The organism is Sphingobium sp. BHU LFT2, from assembly GCF_018604485.1.
GTDB classification, from domain to species: Bacteria; Pseudomonadota; Alphaproteobacteria; order Sphingomonadales; family Sphingomonadaceae; genus Sphingobium; species Sphingobium yanoikuyae_A.
On the sequence record NZ_JAFCGW010000019.1, the window covers coordinates 1 to 14,626 of the forward strand.

15 protein-coding genes are annotated in these 14,626 nt (G+C 60.9%); 7 read left to right on the top strand and 8 right to left on the bottom strand.

Annotated elements, in window-relative coordinates; translation table 11 throughout:
- Positions 1-854 precede the first annotated feature (854 nt).
- On the top strand, positions 855-2,159 hold the full coding sequence (locus tag JQK15_RS22980; RefSeq protein ID WP_214868363.1) for an NAD(P)/FAD-dependent oxidoreductase: 1,305 nt from the start codon (positions 855-857) through the stop codon (positions 2,157-2,159).
- Between the two features lie 509 nt (positions 2,160-2,668).
- Here the strand turns inward: JQK15_RS22980 and JQK15_RS22985 are convergent.
- A complete protein-coding gene (locus JQK15_RS22985; protein ID WP_214868365.1) occupies positions 2,669-3,448 on the bottom strand; it encodes a DUF2243 domain-containing protein in 780 nt (259 codons plus the stop codon).
- Complete coding sequence (locus JQK15_RS22990; protein ID WP_214868367.1) at positions 3,435-3,917, bottom strand: DUF4142 domain-containing protein; 483 nt, start codon at positions 3,915-3,917, stop codon at positions 3,435-3,437. The genes JQK15_RS22985 and JQK15_RS22990 overlap by 14 nt, the downstream gene beginning before the upstream one ends.
- A gap of 664 nt (positions 3,918-4,581) precedes the next feature.
- Between JQK15_RS22990 and JQK15_RS22995 the strand changes: the two genes are divergently transcribed.
- Together JQK15_RS22995 and JQK15_RS23000 are read left to right on the top strand one after the other, a co-directional pair.
- The gene (locus tag JQK15_RS22995; RefSeq protein ID WP_214868369.1) at positions 4,582-5,223 is read left to right on the top strand and encodes a DUF4142 domain-containing protein; all 642 of its coding nucleotides are present in this window, start codon (positions 4,582-4,584) and stop codon (positions 5,221-5,223) included.
- A 34-nt stretch (positions 5,224-5,257) separates the two neighbouring features.
- Complete coding sequence (locus JQK15_RS23000) at positions 5,258-5,755, top strand: hypothetical protein (RefSeq protein WP_214868371.1); 498 nt, start codon at positions 5,258-5,260, stop codon at positions 5,753-5,755.
- 546 nt (positions 5,756-6,301) lie between these two features.
- On the opposite strand, the gene JQK15_RS23005 is transcribed toward JQK15_RS23000, so the two are convergent.
- The 6 genes from JQK15_RS23005 to JQK15_RS23030 form a co-directional block, all read right to left on the bottom strand.
- A complete protein-coding gene (locus JQK15_RS23005) occupies positions 6,302-6,673 on the bottom strand; it encodes an alpha-ketoglutarate-dependent dioxygenase AlkB family protein (RefSeq protein WP_214868373.1) in 372 nt (123 codons plus the stop codon).
- 98 nt (positions 6,674-6,771) lie between these two features.
- Entirely contained in the window at positions 6,772-7,194 is a 423-nt protein-coding gene (locus JQK15_RS23010; protein ID WP_214868375.1) for a helix-turn-helix domain-containing protein, read from the bottom strand.
- Between the two features lie 65 nt (positions 7,195-7,259).
- Entirely contained in the window at positions 7,260-7,631 is a 372-nt protein-coding gene (locus tag JQK15_RS23015) for a JAB domain-containing protein (protein WP_214868377.1), read from the bottom strand.
- 197 nt (positions 7,632-7,828) lie between these two features.
- Positions 7,829-8,257 carry a hypothetical protein gene (locus JQK15_RS23020; protein WP_251007988.1) on the bottom strand — a complete coding sequence of 143 codons (429 nt, stop codon included), beginning with the start codon at positions 8,255-8,257 and terminating at the stop codon, positions 7,829-7,831.
- A 65-nt stretch (positions 8,258-8,322) separates the two neighbouring features.
- Positions 8,323-8,673 carry a hypothetical protein gene (locus tag JQK15_RS23025; RefSeq protein WP_214868381.1) on the bottom strand — a complete coding sequence of 117 codons (351 nt, stop codon included), beginning with the start codon at positions 8,671-8,673 and terminating at the stop codon, positions 8,323-8,325.
- Between the two features lie 63 nt (positions 8,674-8,736).
- A complete protein-coding gene (locus JQK15_RS23030; RefSeq protein ID WP_214868383.1) occupies positions 8,737-9,354 on the bottom strand; it encodes a helix-turn-helix transcriptional regulator in 618 nt (205 codons plus the stop codon).
- A gap of 627 nt (positions 9,355-9,981) precedes the next feature.
- Between JQK15_RS23030 and JQK15_RS27705 the strand changes: the two genes are divergently transcribed.
- The 4 genes from JQK15_RS27705 to JQK15_RS23050 all read left to right on the top strand — a co-directional run bounded on the left by JQK15_RS27705 (position 9,982) and on the right by JQK15_RS23050 (position 14,600).
- The gene (locus JQK15_RS27705) at positions 9,982-10,605 is read left to right on the top strand and encodes a DUF7146 domain-containing protein (RefSeq protein WP_502956871.1); all 624 of its coding nucleotides are present in this window, start codon (positions 9,982-9,984) and stop codon (positions 10,603-10,605) included.
- Positions 10,606-10,637: 32 nt separating this feature from the next.
- Entirely contained in the window at positions 10,638-12,644 is a 2,007-nt protein-coding gene (locus JQK15_RS23040; RefSeq protein WP_214868387.1) for a ParB/RepB/Spo0J family partition protein, read from the top strand.
- Positions 12,645-13,008: 364 nt separating this feature from the next.
- Positions 13,009-13,299 carry a hypothetical protein gene (locus JQK15_RS23045; RefSeq protein WP_214868389.1) on the top strand — a complete coding sequence of 97 codons (291 nt, stop codon included), beginning with the start codon at positions 13,009-13,011 and terminating at the stop codon, positions 13,297-13,299.
- Positions 13,300-13,409: 110 nt separating this feature from the next.
- Positions 13,410-14,600, top strand: coding sequence for a DUF932 domain-containing protein (locus JQK15_RS23050; protein WP_214868391.1), 1,191 nt, complete (start codon positions 13,410-13,412; stop codon positions 14,598-14,600).
- Positions 14,601-14,626 lie beyond the last annotated feature (26 nt).

Genomic DNA, 14,626 nt, shown 5'->3' on the forward strand with positions numbered 1-14,626 from the left:
ACCGACTGCATCAACAGGCCGGACAGACGACTGCACCCGACCAGACGCCAGATCATCACTTTATGCTTGCAACGCGGGAGCCATCCACAGAGGACCGACCGCACCTAGGACTGAGAAATGGGCCGCTGAATGGCGCCAAAGGGGCGAGATCGGCGGAACTTGGGGCAATCGTCGCGATGGGGAGAGGTATTCGCCGTGGAGGGTTGCAGGGAACTGTTATCCATGACGACACTGAGCGCCTTCCTCGTTGACGCACAAAACTGATCGAATGGTAGCAACGGCAACGACCGTACAAAAGGTCCAACACGCTTTTACGCATCGAGGAAGTCGCATCCCCCACCAGTTATCTAGCGCTATGCGACCAGCTTGCAGTCGAGCATTCCTCTCTAAATCGGCGGAAAGCCCCAAGCTTTTTTCCACCTTTCTTCTAGCGCATTATCATTGAGGAGGACGCATCGTTGGTCAGGGCACAGGGGCGACGATATCCGCCTCCTCATGCAAACACTCCGACGGCATGAGCAATCTGGTCGGCTGGCGGACAGCCTCTCAGGCGAATAGCCGGAGAGGCACTTTGGCGCCTGTTCCCGCTAATGATCGAGCCGTCAGGTTCTTGCTGAGGATGTCGCCGGCCGAATCCTCGACGATCACAACAAGCCACGCGGCCGTCGGCGACAAGGCGCGGATTGGGTAGATTGCAACTTTACGAAGTGTTTTCTCTCTGAGCGAGAGGTCCAAACAACAGATTACTAAATATAGCACGGGGCAATCTTATGATGAAGCGGGTGCCAAACAAGGTGACATGACGGAACGCACACCCCGCCGGTCTATTGGAAGACACGAAGGAGCCTGGAAAAATGGCGAATGCTCGCGAGCGGCTGACTGCATCGGAGTCAAAGGCGCCGAAGGTCGTCATCGTCGGTGCCGGCTTTGCCGGTCTGGAATGCGCCAAGGCACTGGGATCCTCGGCCGCGCATGTGACGATAGTTGACCGCCGCAACTATCATCTGTTTGTGCCCCTACTCTATCAAGTCGCAACGGCAGCACTATCTCCCGCGGACATCGCAGAACCCGTCCGCAAGGTTCTTCGCCGGCACCGCAACATCGAGGTGGTTCTTGGGGAGGTAAACGGCGTCGACTTGGCATCCCGTGTGATCACAGTGGCTGGCGGCGCCCCACTTCCCTACGATATTCTCATCTTGGCCGCAGGCAGCAGTTACAACTATTTTGGCCATCCTGAATGGGAGGCCTTCGCTCCGGGGCTGAAATCGATTTCTGACGCGCGGCAATTGCGCAGCCGGCTGCTTCGCGGCTTCGAGCTGGCGGAACGCAAGCGAGACCCTATTGAACAACGCGCACTCATGACGAGCATCATCGTCGGCGGAGGGCCGACCGGCGTGGAAATGGCCGGAGCAATCGCCGAGTTGGCGCGCTACACCCTGGCGCGTGACTTCCGGCATATTGATCCCGCGGCGGCACGCACCATCCTGGTCGAGGCGGGTCCCCGAATCCTTAGCGCTTTCCCGGAGAAGCTCAGCCGATATGCCCATGATCGCCTGGAGCACCTTGGCGTGGAAGTGATCTGCAATAAAGCGGTCGAGAACATTACCGCAGGCCGGGTCAGGATCGCTGGCGAGGAGGTAGGGGTAGGAACAGTCATCTGGGGAGCTGGGATCAAGGCTTCACCGGCTGCGCAGTGGCTTGGCGTTGAGGCCGATCGGATCGGACGGGTCAAAGTGAAAGGCGATATGTCGGTGGAGGGCAGGGACGGCGTGTATGTCATCGGCGACAGCGCCCACCTCGTCGATCCGCGAACAGGCAAAGCCTTGCCAGGCCTCGCACAGGTCGCGAAACAGCAGGGCGAGCATCTCGGTCACGCGCTTGCCCGCCACTTCGAAAGCGGGACGGCCATCCCGCCGTTCAGCTTCCAGGATCGCGGGAATACCGCAATCGTGGGCAGGAACGCAGCCGTCTTCGATTTCGGGAAATGGCAGCTGAAAGGCAGGCTGGCGTGGCTTCTTTGGGCGATCGTGCACGTCTATCTGCTAGTCGGCTTCCAAAAGCGCCTGCTCGTCAGCATCCAATGGCTCTGGAGGTATTTGACTTATGAGCGCGGTGCGCGGCTCATTTCTTGGAACGATCCTGCCGGCCAAGATCCGTAGATACCGCTCCATCGCATTGGATATATGAGATCAATGTTTTGTGGTCCCGCAGGCTGGGACTGCTCGCTACCAGAGGCGAGCACCCAGGGCTACCAATGCATGAACCCTGTAGCCTTGCGTGGCTCCGCTAGTGCACGGCGAGAAAAATCCGACGGCTCTTCCTCGCCCCTCTCCGAGGCCGGCCAGAACAGGTGCGTCCCGGAAAGACCGGCGTCTCGCCAGTCGTACCTCGAGTGCGCGTTCGCGCTGAAGGCCGTGAGTGCGCATCGCCGTCAGGCAGGTGTCCTTAAGGTCGGCACGTTCGGCCCACTTTTCCAGGCCCTCCGGCGCCTGCGCCGTTGCTGGAAACACCCGCATAAAGCACGGCGGCGGCGCTTTGCAATTGCGGTCCGATGCGAGGAGCGGCTCCAAGGGCGCACTGGCGTTAAATATGCCATCGCCTAGAAGTTGCCCAGCAATGCGAGCAGATGGAAAAGCGGTGAGCAGGCTCCCGCTGGCGAATAACGAAATCAACGCCGGGTCCAATCGAAGCAGCCGCTTGGCAACCCGGCGCTGCTCACCAGCATTGCGCCGCGGCGGTAGAACGACAGCCGCTCGTTTGGAGCAACGTCGATGACAAACACGCTCATCTCGGGATTTACCCAGGCAACCCGGGCATCGGTCATGTTGAATGCATCCCATATCTGAGCGGGCGTCACGCCGGGGACAAACACCACAGTCGTAAAAGGCTGATCCTGCGGAGGTCGCCCCGCCCATATTCCCATCAGGCCAACTGCCGCAAACAGCAAAAGCAATGGTCCCGGCCGCCCGATCGCGCCTTCGCGCCGACGCGACCACCAGGCCAAAAGTAGGGGCGCCAGGCCAAAGGCAAAAAGCCAACTTAAATCCCACAGCAGAGGGTTCGGACTGTCGATCCGGATACGGTGAATGCCTAGCACCCAGTGGGAGAGGACGGCGTCTACAACGTGCCAAAGTCCGAAGCCGGCAAGAAGAGAAGGCAGGACTGGGCCGCCCGTTTGGGCCTTGTCTCCCCGCGAGCGCCAAAGTCCGCCGATGGCGAGCAGCGCGAACACATACATGAGCGCGTGAAAGTAGCCGTCCCAGACCACCTGTGCGCGAAGGCTTGCAACCCCGGGCACGAGACTAAACAAATGGTGCCATTGCAGAATCTGATGCAGCAGGATACCATCGAAAAAGCCACCGACCGCGAAACCGAGCAGCAGCGCCCATGGCCAGCTGGCCCGCCGCGTTCCGAGAACGGAAGATTCCAGAGGCTCAGAGCGCTGCATGCAATGTCTTCATTTGCTTCAGATAGCGTTCGAAGACAGGACCTCCTGACAGCGCGGCAGAGCATCGCTGCAGGTTCGTGTGTGTCCGAATATTGCCGAGCATGAGCGTGACGCTTTCCTGATGCCCCATCACCTGATTGAGATAGATCTTGTCGACGGCGTAGTGTGATGCTTCAAGATGCGTCCGCATGGACGGACGGCGCTGGTCCAATACGACAGGCGACATCGCGATATCGCCGATTTCGTTCATCTCGGTCGCCGCCTGCAAATAACGCGTGCAGGCCGTACGATCGGCAATCGTCTGCAGAGCGGTCGTCCGGACCGGTTCCCCCCAACTGCGTTCGAGCGCGATCCTGACCGATCGTATCTCATACTGGCCGCCCAGCGCGGCGATGTTGACGAGAGCGTCATCCGCGACGGTCGTGGCAGCGCCGATCTGGCCGAACACGCCGCCCGCAGTGTCCAGCAATTCGCGACCTGCTTGAGGCCGCCTATTTCTTGATAGCTCATCATGGCGTTCCTTCCAGCACGACCGTCCGGCTGGATGCCCAATTGGAGAAACGACCGGGATCGCCGTTTTCACTGAGCGCTTCCGCAGGGTGCGATCCCCTGGTCTCAAAGTGATAGTCCGTGCCGCGTGATGCCTGTCGATGACCTGCTAGCTCGGCGAGCGCGCGCCCCTTTTAAAGCCAAGTCGTCTCTCCCTTGTTCATCACCGCATCGAACGGCGGCGTCGATCGCCCGTTCCACCCCAAATCCCTTTAGCGCCATGGCGCTAACACAGGTGAATAGGTCGACCGCTGCCGCGCGATTAGTGCGCCAAAATCGGACCGCCCGCTAACCAAAGTTATAGGCCGCTGCAACCCGTCTGGCCCGGTCAGGCATTTTACCTATCCGCATCACTGGTGGGAGAGGATCATGGCTGCATCGTGTCGATTATTAGCCCTTCAATGGATAGGGCCCGTCTCCCTTGCCCTGCTGGCAAGCGGCTGCAGCCCGGAGGCCCGCCGCGAGAACGGTCGGGTCCCAGGCGGCACCAATCAGCAGGAGGCAATCAATCAGGCTGGTGACGCCGGGCCGTCCAACATGATGCCCGGCGTTGGCGCGCCGGGCACCGGGGGGAACGGCACGCAATGAAGCCGGTCATCTTTGCCTTGGCGCCGGGCAATGTTTTGCTGCTGATGCTCAGCAGCTGCGATCAGACGCGCGGCGGACGGGCGGGGGACGGGCCGTCGAACGGATCCGCGACGGTGGCTAAATATTATGGGGGTCCCAAGCCCGAAGGCGTCTCCGGGCCCAACTATGCCGTCACCACTACTTTCTATATCCCCCAGGCCGCTATTAGCGACATGTATGAAATCGAAGCCGCCGAACTCGCGCTGGTTCGTGCCCACGCACCGGAAGTGAAGGCTTTCGCTCACATGATGATCAAGGATCATCGCAAAAGTAGCAAGGCGCTTCGCCGGTTCATCGCCGATCACCCCGTTAACGTTGCGGCGCCCAAGAATATCGATCCGCGCCGGTCGGCCATGCTGGCCAATCTACAAGGCGCTGGCCCTGCCGAATTCGATGCCGTCTATGCCGGCCAGCAAGCAGCCGCGCATGACGAGGCCTTCAACCGGCACAGCAGCTATGCGCGCCGCGGCGACAATCCCGCTCTTAAGCAACTCGCGCGCAAAAGCGTCTCAATGGTCGCCCACCATCGCGAGCAGGCCAAAGCGCTCGATCGCGCAATCGGCCCTCAATCCGGGTCCACGCCGTCGACCGGCACGTAGCGCGCCTTGGCGCCATTATAGAAGAGGATTGATCATGAATGATCGTAACGCCTTCCTGCAAGGACAAGGGTCTCCTATCAAGGATGATGAGCCGCCTCCTACGCAGGGCTGGCGCGGCGAAAAATCCGTCAATGACCAGATGAGCAGAAAGGGCCAGCGCCTGCCCATTCCAGGGACGAAGGCACAGGCCGAAATCATATCTGGTGAAGCCTATGTTGAATCTCGAGGGCTGCAATCGCCGACGGACGCCTCTGACGACAGGCCGGCCGCGTCAGCCACCATCAAGAAATCGACGGGCGACGAGCATCCCGACAGCGTACACGATCTAAATGAGAGCCGCGACAGCCCCGGCGGCCAGAGCGCTGGCGCCCCCTATCCCAATCCCCATCATGGCGATAAAAAAGACCCCCAGTTCGGAACGGCCATGGGGCATGGCGGCCAGAGCGAAATAGCCTATCATGGGCCAGGACATCTGGGCGACCAGATCGTCGACGATGGCGACGATCGCAACGGCGTGGCGGAGTCCGATTGAGGAAAGGGACGGTCGATTCCCCCGAACAGGATGTCGAGCGATCTCCCTATAGCGTGACGTCGGCGCGCATCGGGCCACCCGATTCAGGAAGGAAAGCAGACGATCAACCAAAGAGACGAAAGTGCCCAAACCGGGACCACCGGGCGCGGGAGCGGTGGAGTGGAAAGCTCGGGTGCCGGCGCCCGCGGGGTGGTAAGCCGGAAGATCTCGATAGCGATCCTCTTGGCGGCGGCGACGCGGGACCTGCGACAGCCCAACAAGGCAGAAGGCGATGATGATATGGCTCTGCCTACCCGTCATTCGCCCAAAGAATGATGGACGTGCATGCAGTGACGGTATTTCGGGGACAGCGTCCCACCGTCCCAAGTTGATAAGAGGAGATTTTCGACGCACTGGCATCGGCGGCGCTTGAGGGAGCGAGCTCAGCGGCCAGCCTGAATGCTGCCACCAAGAAAGCAGGAGCGGTCTATCCCGCACGGGCCTTTCAGACGAAATGCACCGTCCGTGATCGTCGTCCGCTAGCTTGGCCGCGTGCGCCGATCGTCGTCATGCCTCGAATGCTGGCCGATCCTTGTGCCAGCCAATGCCGGCGCCAGGATCGTAGCGGATGAGCAATGCCTGGGCGAGGCTGTCCGCGTCAAGACCTGCGAAGCGCGCAGCGCGGTTGCGTAGCGGAACCAACCAGTCGGGCAGGGGATCGGTCGGCACGAACCGGCCATGTTCAAAATCATAGCTCCAGCCGTAGCTGCAGGTAAGCCGCTTGCCGGTCCACTGCTGAAAGCGAAAGGGCGTGAGTGGCGCGCGATTGATGCTTTCAATAAGCCTCACCTCTTCCCCAGCGCTCACCAGACCAGGTCCATAGCGAAGACCCGGCAGGAGAGGCGGCGTAAAAAGATCGATCTGCCCGTTGGCGGACATCAGAGCAGCGCCAGTCTCCTGGAACTCGTTGGATCTAGCCGAAGTGGACTGCTCAAGCCAGATGCCAACGGGCGGACGCAACCGTTGCTAAGACTTCCTCAATTGGCATTTTTGGCGCGCTTGTCCGCGCTGACAAGCGCGGGAATGTCGGCGCGCATTCCCGTGTTGGTTTTGTAGATCTCGGCGAGCCGGTCGAGAAGCGACTCGACGATTCCTTGCCCCTTCTTGGTCAGGCTGACCTTTATTCCGCGTCGGTCCCGGTCGGTCGCATTGCAAAGGACCAGACCGATCTTCTCCATTTCGTACACCTTGCGACATGCTGTGGGGAACGGGACATTTGCGAAACTGCAGAGCGACCAGAGATAGACGACCCTCTCCTCTCTCTCGGCGATATAGAGTTCCAGAAGCATGTCCCAGACGGGACTGGCGCAATAGCGATAGCCCAGCGTGTCACCAAGAGCTTTACGCATCGTCACCAGCCTGCGACAGGCGTCCATGCGAGCAACGACTTGATGCGGCATTGTCTTTCTCCCTTTGCTAAGGGCGCTGCGCGTGCTCGGCCGGGCCGATCGCTGCGGGCGCCTGCCTACAAAAATCCTTTTCTACGAAAGCTCAGGCTGCCCTCCCGGGCGATAAGAATATGATCGTGCACCGCGATACCCAGCGCTGTGGCGGCCTCGACGAGCTTGCGGGTCATGATCCTGTCTCTCCGGGAGGCCACAAGACGACCAGATGGATGATTATGCGCAACGATGATGGCGGTCGCGCCGAGCTCAAGACAGCGCTTGAGCACTTCGCGCGGGTAGATATGGACAGCGGAAACGGAGCCGATGCTGGCAACCTCGTCGCATAGAGGCTCATTGCCTGCGTTGAGATACAGTACCCGAAACTGCTCTTGCGGGGCGAACGCCATCGCGCCCCTCAGATAGTCAAGGACGGCGGGCTCATCGGCCAGCACGGCTCCACGTGGAAGGCGATCTCGCAGGACGTGGTGGATAGCCGTTCGAACCGATGAAAACAGCCCCTCCAGATCATCGCCACCAACAGCTTTGACGCGCTCCCCCTCCGTAGCGTTGAGGGCCTCGGGAAAGGACCCAAATCGTTCGAGAAGCCGGTCAGACAATTCTCGCGCGCGATCGGGCGCTCCCAGACCGATCAGGTCTTCCAGGATTTGTCGACACCCAGCCGGGCCAGCCGCTGCTGGTGTCGCCAGGTCGCGGCAATCAGAATGATCTGGGCAATCCAGCTCCAGAGCGCCACGGCATCCATATAGGCTTTTGGCACCACAGTCGGCACAGCCACGCGCATGGTGTGGATCGAAAGTTCGGCTACCAGCATTCCCGAAACCCAAAGCGGCCAAAATCGCGTGCTTTTGAAAGAAAGCCATAGGAAAACACCCAGCATGGCCGTGTCGACCAAGAGCATGCCGTGCTCGACACCCTGGAACCGGAAGCCAACGGGATGAGCGAGCGCAATGCTGGCGATGACGCCGCTCACAAAGGTTGCCGCCCCAATCTGCTCGGGCCGGCCACCCTTTGCGAACCCATAAATCGAGCTCAGGACCAAAAGTCCGATGAACATCATTTGTCTAGTCATATCGACTTCGAAACGGAAGTGTCGTTCCCAGTCAAGCGCTTGACGATCGTCGCTCAGGCGGCGCGGAGATGGTCCGGTACCGCCGGCTGCTGGCTTTGGCCGGCTGCGACCTTGAAGACATCGCCATAGGCCTGCTCGCCAAGACCGATGTCGTCACTCACGCGCTTGAGCTGGTCATGGGTCGCTACGAGCTCTGCCCGCGTCTTGGCGACCAGCATGATGGCCGAGGCGGAGGAGGCAAATGCGTCCTGCCCGATCGCCGCTCCAAGGCGCCCCTCAAGTCGGGCGAGGGGAAGGGCAGCATTGAGTTCGGCGATACGAGCCGCCGCAAGGTCGATAGCTTCTTCAGCTGCGTGCAGTCGCTGGGCGATCGAATGGGCGATAATCTGACGTTGTCTGGGCATGATGCCTCCTCCCGCATTCCACAAGAATGCATGGTTCATAAAATTGATTGTCGGATGGTGGCCTTACGGGTGGGCTATACTGTCCATGACCGTAAGAAGCGATATGGCCGAGCCGGCAAGCAGGAGCGCCAAGGCGCCCAATGCCGCTGCGGTAACGATGGCCTTTGATTGGTTCAGGTCATTGCTCGGTCTCCTGCCTGAGCGGAGCGGAACCCAGTCGATGAGGGAGATTGTAAGGCGTTCGAGCGTGTAGCTTCCTTGTTCCTCAACAAGCTCCCCATCATCGTCTGGATGTCCGTCGACTTCGTGATCAGCAGGGACAGTTGCCGCGATCGTGCTTCCACAATCTATTCCCAACGATTGGGGGGGTACTAAAAATTGGGTGTCAGCGGGAATATTCAGGCCGGGTTCCTCGAACGCGAGGATAATCTGCGCCGCATCAAACCGGTCCATTTCCCCAAGGATATTCCGGGCGTTCTCGATATGCTTGTCGACTGTTCCGGACCGTATACCGAGTTTTCCTCCGATGCGTTTCGATGTCAGCCCTCGGGCGACATGCGCCATGCATTGTCGTTGACGCTGAGTCAGCGACTCGACGGCTGCGCGATATTTCTCCAGCTCAGGAGGCAAAATGTTGCTTGTCACGGTGCGACCCGACCCCTGCCATGCGTCGGCGACCATAGCCGGGTGAGCCAGGCGAGGTGGCCGATCCGTTTCGATGAGCCACGAGTGTCATCAAACTGCAACACAAAATCAACGCTCATATATCAAATGATATTGTGGCGACCGCGTACCGCTTGAGGGCGAGCAGGAGAGAAGGGGGAGGAAGAGGTCGGCTTCATTTAGTATCAGGATATCCAAGATGTCGTGCCACCTTTTGGCTGCTGGCCTCTCGAACTGCCCCCAAGCCCCCCTCTCGCAGGCGGACTGGCTCGGGCGAAAGCACTTCGTGATCTCGCAGCAATCACGCGCTCGGGGGCATATCCCTCGGCATCTCGATCACGCTCGCTCAAACATTCTGACAGCTGACGCTCGGAGTTTGCCATGAGCGCCCACATGACAGCAGCCGGAGAGCACATTGTCCGGCGGCTCGGGGGCGTCTGGTCCAACGGGCGGGGCATGTGCCGATGCCCGGCCCATGAGGATCGCACGCCGAGCCTGTCTGTGCGGTGCGGTCGGAGTGCCCTTCTGTTCAAATGCTTTGCCGGCTGCACGATTGTCGAGATTCTGTCGGCGCTCAGGCGCGAGAAGCTCGATGTGCCTGACGGGGCGCGCCGAAAGGTCGAGGGGTTCCCGCCTGCCGCTGACATGCGGCGATATGCCGCTCGTCTCTGGCGCGAAGGACGACCTGTCAGGGGTACCCCAGCGGAGCGCTATCTGCGCAATCGAGCAATTCCAGCGATCCATGATCTCATGCGCTACCATCCGGCCACACCCTTGGGGCGAGGTCGATCGGTTCGACGGTTGCCCGCGTTGCTTATCGCTGTCGGGCAACCGCGTCGTCTGGCAGCTGTTCAACGGATATTCCTGCAGCCCAATGGTCGGCCGGCTTTGCTCCGCCGGACAAAGCGCGCGCTGGGGCCTCTATATCGAGATGCCGTGCAACTGTTCGAACCGATGGAGACGTTGGGACTGGCAGAAGGCGTGGAAAATGCCCTCTCGGCGTCCTTGCTTCTCTCCGTCCCGGTCTGGGCGAGCCTCGGCGCCGAGCGGTTTGATCGGATCGACATCCCCTCGCGCATCAAGCGCCTAATCCTCCTCGCCGATAACGACCATGCAGGCAGGCGGGCCGTGAACAAGGCTTTGCAGAGCTACGTGCTTCCGGAACGCGATATAATTTTCCTTTGGCCGGCAGCGCCGTTCAACGACTGGAACGACATGCTTCGGGCAGGAGGGAAGGCGAGGTTGGGATGGGAGCGGAATGCGGCCTGATGGTCAGGGCGCCCGCGAACAGGAGAAAGCTCATGTCCCAGGCACTGTCCGACATCCAGGTTCCCGCTTCCAAGCTCTCGATCGCTCCTTCCAATGTCCGCAGGCGAACTGACCCCGTGGCCGATAGCGAGCTCAAGGCCAGCATCCTCGCGCGCGGGATCATCCAGAACCTGATTGGCCTGCCGGTGGCGCGCAAGAAGGGCGAATATCAGATCACCGCCGGTGGTCGCCGTCTAACCCAGCTCAAGGCACTGATCGGTGAAGGCAAGCTGCCGGCCGATTACCCGGTGACGGTGAAGCTGCTGAGCAATCGAAACGACGCGGCAGAAATCAGCCTTGTCGAAAATTTCAATCGGCTCAACATGTCGCCGGCCGAGGAATGCCGGGCATTCCAGACGATCATCGAGACCGAGAAGAAGAGCCCGGCGGACGTTGCCACAAGATTTGGCCTCACCGAGCGTTTCGTGCTGGGGCGTCTGCGGCTCGCTGGCCTGGCTGACCCAGTCTTTGACGCCCTCGCTGATGGGACCATTACGCTCGATGTGGCGAAGGCTTATGGCAGCATCACCGACACTGCCCGCCAAGCGGCTGTCTTCGAAGAACTTGCCGGCGGCTACTATGCCACGAACTGCGCGGAAATCCGGCGCCGCCTGATCTCCGGCTTCTATCGGGGCAATGATCCCAAGGCCCTGCTCATCGGGCGCGACGCCTATCTCGCCGCCGGCGGTCGGATCGATGGCGATCTTTTCTCCGACAATGCGAGCGAGAACTGGATCGACAGCGACATAGTCGAAACGCTAGCGCAGGAACGCCTGGAAGCGGCGGCCGCGGAGCTCAGATCACGCGAGGGCTTCGGCGAGTTGCGGGTCATCTGCCACAGCCGTGTCCCCTATATGGAAACCATCGGCCTCGATCCAGTCGAAGGCGAACCGGCGGAACTGACCCCCGAGGAGGAAGAGCGGCAGCGCGCGATCAAGGTTGAGTTGGAGACACTTGCCAAAAATGCCGATGAAAACGGCTATTCCGACGAAGAGGTCGAGCGGGTCGAGGCGCTCGAAGCAGAATATCAGGGTCTGACCGAGCGCCCGTCGGTTCTGGGTGCCGACCAGAAGGCTACGTCCCTGGCCTATCTCTTGATCGGCGATGACGGCACTCCGCGGCTTCACGAACAGATCTATGCGATCCCGCAGCCTGAACCCGAGTTCGATGAAGAAGCCGATACCGAATCCCAAGAGGGGGATGAAAGCGCCGATGCGCCCGTCGATGAGGCTTTCGGACGGTCGCCGATAAGCCAGAAGCTTGCGGAAGAACTGGCTCTCATGAAGACGGAAATTCTCCGGGTCCATGTCGCAAGCGATCCCCATTTTGCCCTTGACCTTGGCGCGTTTATCATGGCTGACGCGGCGGTCGCTTATCGCTACGACATGCCGAGCGATCTGCGCGCCACCGTGCCCAGTTCGCGCGTCGGCAATTTCGAGAGCGACACGCCCGCAGCGGAAAGCTGGGACGAATTGCAGGCGGGCCTCGACCGCAGCTGGATCGATGCAGGCCGGATCTGCGAACGCTACGATGCCTTCTGCGCCCTCGCTGATACGGCGCGGGCGGCCTGGCTTGGCTGGGCGGTCGCCAGAACCCTCCACGTGGTGCCCGCAGGTGAGCGTTCGGCCATGCTCATCGACCACCTCGGGACCAAGCTCGACATCGATGTTGCGCAATGGTGGCGTCCGACCGCGCGACGCTATTTCGATCGCGTAGCCAAGCCAACGATCCTGGACCATTTCCACGAGGTTGGCGGAGCCGAACTGCGCAGCAGGTACAGCGGTTCGAAGAAGCATGATCTCGCGCTTTCTGCCGAAAAGCTCTTTAGCGGCCAGATCATCGTCGAGGCCGATATCAAGGATCGGGCGATGCAGTGGCTACCGGACGCGATGCGCTTTGGTCCGCCTGAGGATCCCGCATCCCTGGATGGCGAGGCGCAGTCCCCCAGCGGCGAGCCGGTGTCTGCTGATCAGCAGAGCGACTTGCCCGAAGCGGCCTGAACGACACGGGGCGGGGCTGCATGCGCACCTCGCCCAAATTTCCAACCGTTGAAGTCAGGTAGACTCAGGCGCCCGACGACCTCCCCCTCAGCCGCTTGGCTGCAGGCATCTGGAGCTTGCCATGACCTCTGATCTCTTTGCCGCCATTACCGCCGGCACAGGGCCGCACGATCAAAAAAAATCTGGACTCTCGCGTCGGTCGCCAAGGACCTTTACGAACTCATAGCGAGCGGCCAGCCCATCAACCGTCACCGTCTCACTCGTCTGATGACTTCCCATTTTGGTGCTGGCGACGCGACGGGCGCCTGGTCGCTGCGCGAAGCGTTTGACGCGCTGGAGACGGCTCAGGCCTTGGCGCTTGGACATGTCCGCTGTGCTGAGCCCAGCGGAGATGATCGCTGGCGCCAGAGAGCGGGAAGGGGTCCCGATCGTCGGCATGGATGCTGCACGACTGATGCAGGTCCATGTGAACGATGCGCGACGGCTCGAAATTCGCGATTTTCCCGCCGCACGACGGGATTGGCTGAAGTCGATCGGTTGTTTCACCGAGATCATCAACTACAAGACGAGGCTCTTTGTACCGACGGACCGAGCGGAGCCCATCCTCGACCAGACCGTGCGCACGGGCGAGCAATGGAGCCGGCTTGCCGGCTGAGGCATCGCCGACCCGTCAGGCGATCAGAAGGAAAGGAGGGGGGAGGGCGGCGGCGAAGCGCGGTTGGAAGCTGCGCTGGATCGCCAAATCTCCCACCTTCGGAGGCTTCCATGAACGCACTATCTCCTGCCTCGCGCCCGCAGGCGCAGCCCTATCGCGTCGATATATCTCGCGGGACCAATGTTTCTCGCGTCTCGTCCGAATGGTTCAATCGCCCCCAGGATGAACGCTATCTCTCGCTAGACGATCTTTATGCCAGCGTGCGCTCGCGCGCCGAGCGGGCGACGACGCGGATCATCGAGAGCAGGACGGTGCGGGTCGAGGCCCGTAGCGACGAGCCCGAACGGCTTTCGCTCGTTGTTCCCGGTGACGGCGCGCCGGTTGCACCCACCAACTGGTCGTTCGGGCAGCTGTGCAGTCTGTTGGGCGCCCCGGCCTCCTATCTGCGACAACTTCCCGCCGCGCTTGCCGGCATCAACCTCCAGCATGGCCTCATCCGCCATCCGGCCGAGCATGTGAAGCTGCTCCAGACGCACGATGGCCGGGCCGAACTGCGGGCGGTCACCGGACCGGACTATGGTCGCATCTGGGATCATGAATTGGTCGCCGCGGTGATGAAGATCGCGGGCAATGGCACGGGCGACACAAGATGGAAGGTGCCGGGCGTGCTCGATTGGGGTTCGATGACCTACAACCCCTGTGTCGATGTGACGAGCGACACGACAACGCTTTATGCTTCGGACAGGGATGTGTTCCTATTCCTGGTTGACGATCTCAACCCGATCGAGGCCGGCCGATTGCCCAATGGCGAGCCGGATCTCTATTTTCGCGGATTTTATTGCTGGAACTCAGAGGTCGGCTCCAAGTCACTGGGTATAGCCACTTTCTACCTCCGGGCAGTCTGTCAGAACCGCAATTTGTGGGGCGTCGAAAACTTCCAGGAAGTGAATATCCGGCACTCCAAGTTCGCCGCGAACCGCTTCGCGCATGAGGCGGCGCCAGCACTCGCGCACTTCGCCGATAGTTCGCCTCGCTCGTTCATCGACGGGATATCGGCGGCGCGATCAGCCATCGTCGCGCGCAGGGACGAGGATCGGGAAAGCTTCCTGCGCAAGGAAGGCTTTTCCAAGGCCGAGACCGCCAAGGTCATCGCGACGGTCTTGGCTGAAGAGGGGCATCCTCCAGCCTCGGTCTACGACTTTGTTCAGGGCATCACCGCGCTTGCACGCAGCCGCCCGCATCAGGACGGACGCCTGGAGCTCGAAGGCAAGGCCCGCAAGCTGCTCGAACGCGCTCGCTAAGCGAGCCGGCACCACCCGACCAAAAA

Coding starts and splice junctions, on each gene's coding strand:
- JQK15_RS22980 (WP_214868363.1), top strand. CDS start 855: ATGGCGAATGCTCGCGAGCGGCTGACTGCATCGGAGTCAAAGGCGCCG.
- JQK15_RS23000 (WP_214868371.1), top strand. CDS start 5,258: ATGAATGATCGTAACGCCTTCCTGCAAGGACAAGGGTCTCCTATCAAG.
- JQK15_RS23040 (WP_214868387.1), top strand. CDS start 10,638: ATGTCCCAGGCACTGTCCGACATCCAGGTTCCCGCTTCCAAGCTCTCG.
- JQK15_RS22995 (WP_214868369.1), top strand. CDS start 4,582: ATGAAGCCGGTCATCTTTGCCTTGGCGCCGGGCAATGTTTTGCTGCTG.
- JQK15_RS23050 (WP_214868391.1), top strand. CDS start 13,410: ATGAACGCACTATCTCCTGCCTCGCGCCCGCAGGCGCAGCCCTATCGC.
- JQK15_RS23030 (WP_214868383.1), bottom strand. CDS start 9,354: ATGGTCGCCGACGCATGGCAGGGGTCGGGTCGCACCGTGACAAGCAAC.
- JQK15_RS23010 (WP_214868375.1), bottom strand. CDS start 7,194: ATGCCGCATCAAGTCGTTGCTCGCATGGACGCCTGTCGCAGGCTGGTG.
- JQK15_RS23005 (WP_214868373.1), bottom strand. CDS start 6,673: ATGTCCGCCAACGGGCAGATCGATCTTTTTACGCCGCCTCTCCTGCCG.
- JQK15_RS23045 (WP_214868389.1), top strand. CDS start 13,009: ATGTCCGCTGTGCTGAGCCCAGCGGAGATGATCGCTGGCGCCAGAGAG.
- JQK15_RS27705 (WP_502956871.1), top strand. CDS start 9,982: ATGCGGCGATATGCCGCTCGTCTCTGGCGCGAAGGACGACCTGTCAGG.
- JQK15_RS22985 (WP_214868365.1), bottom strand. CDS start 3,448: ATGCAGCGCTCTGAGCCTCTGGAATCTTCCGTTCTCGGAACGCGGCGG.
- JQK15_RS23025 (WP_214868381.1), bottom strand. CDS start 8,673: ATGCCCAGACAACGTCAGATTATCGCCCATTCGATCGCCCAGCGACTG.
- JQK15_RS23020 (WP_251007988.1), bottom strand. CDS start 8,257: ATGATGTTCATCGGACTTTTGGTCCTGAGCTCGATTTATGGGTTCGCA.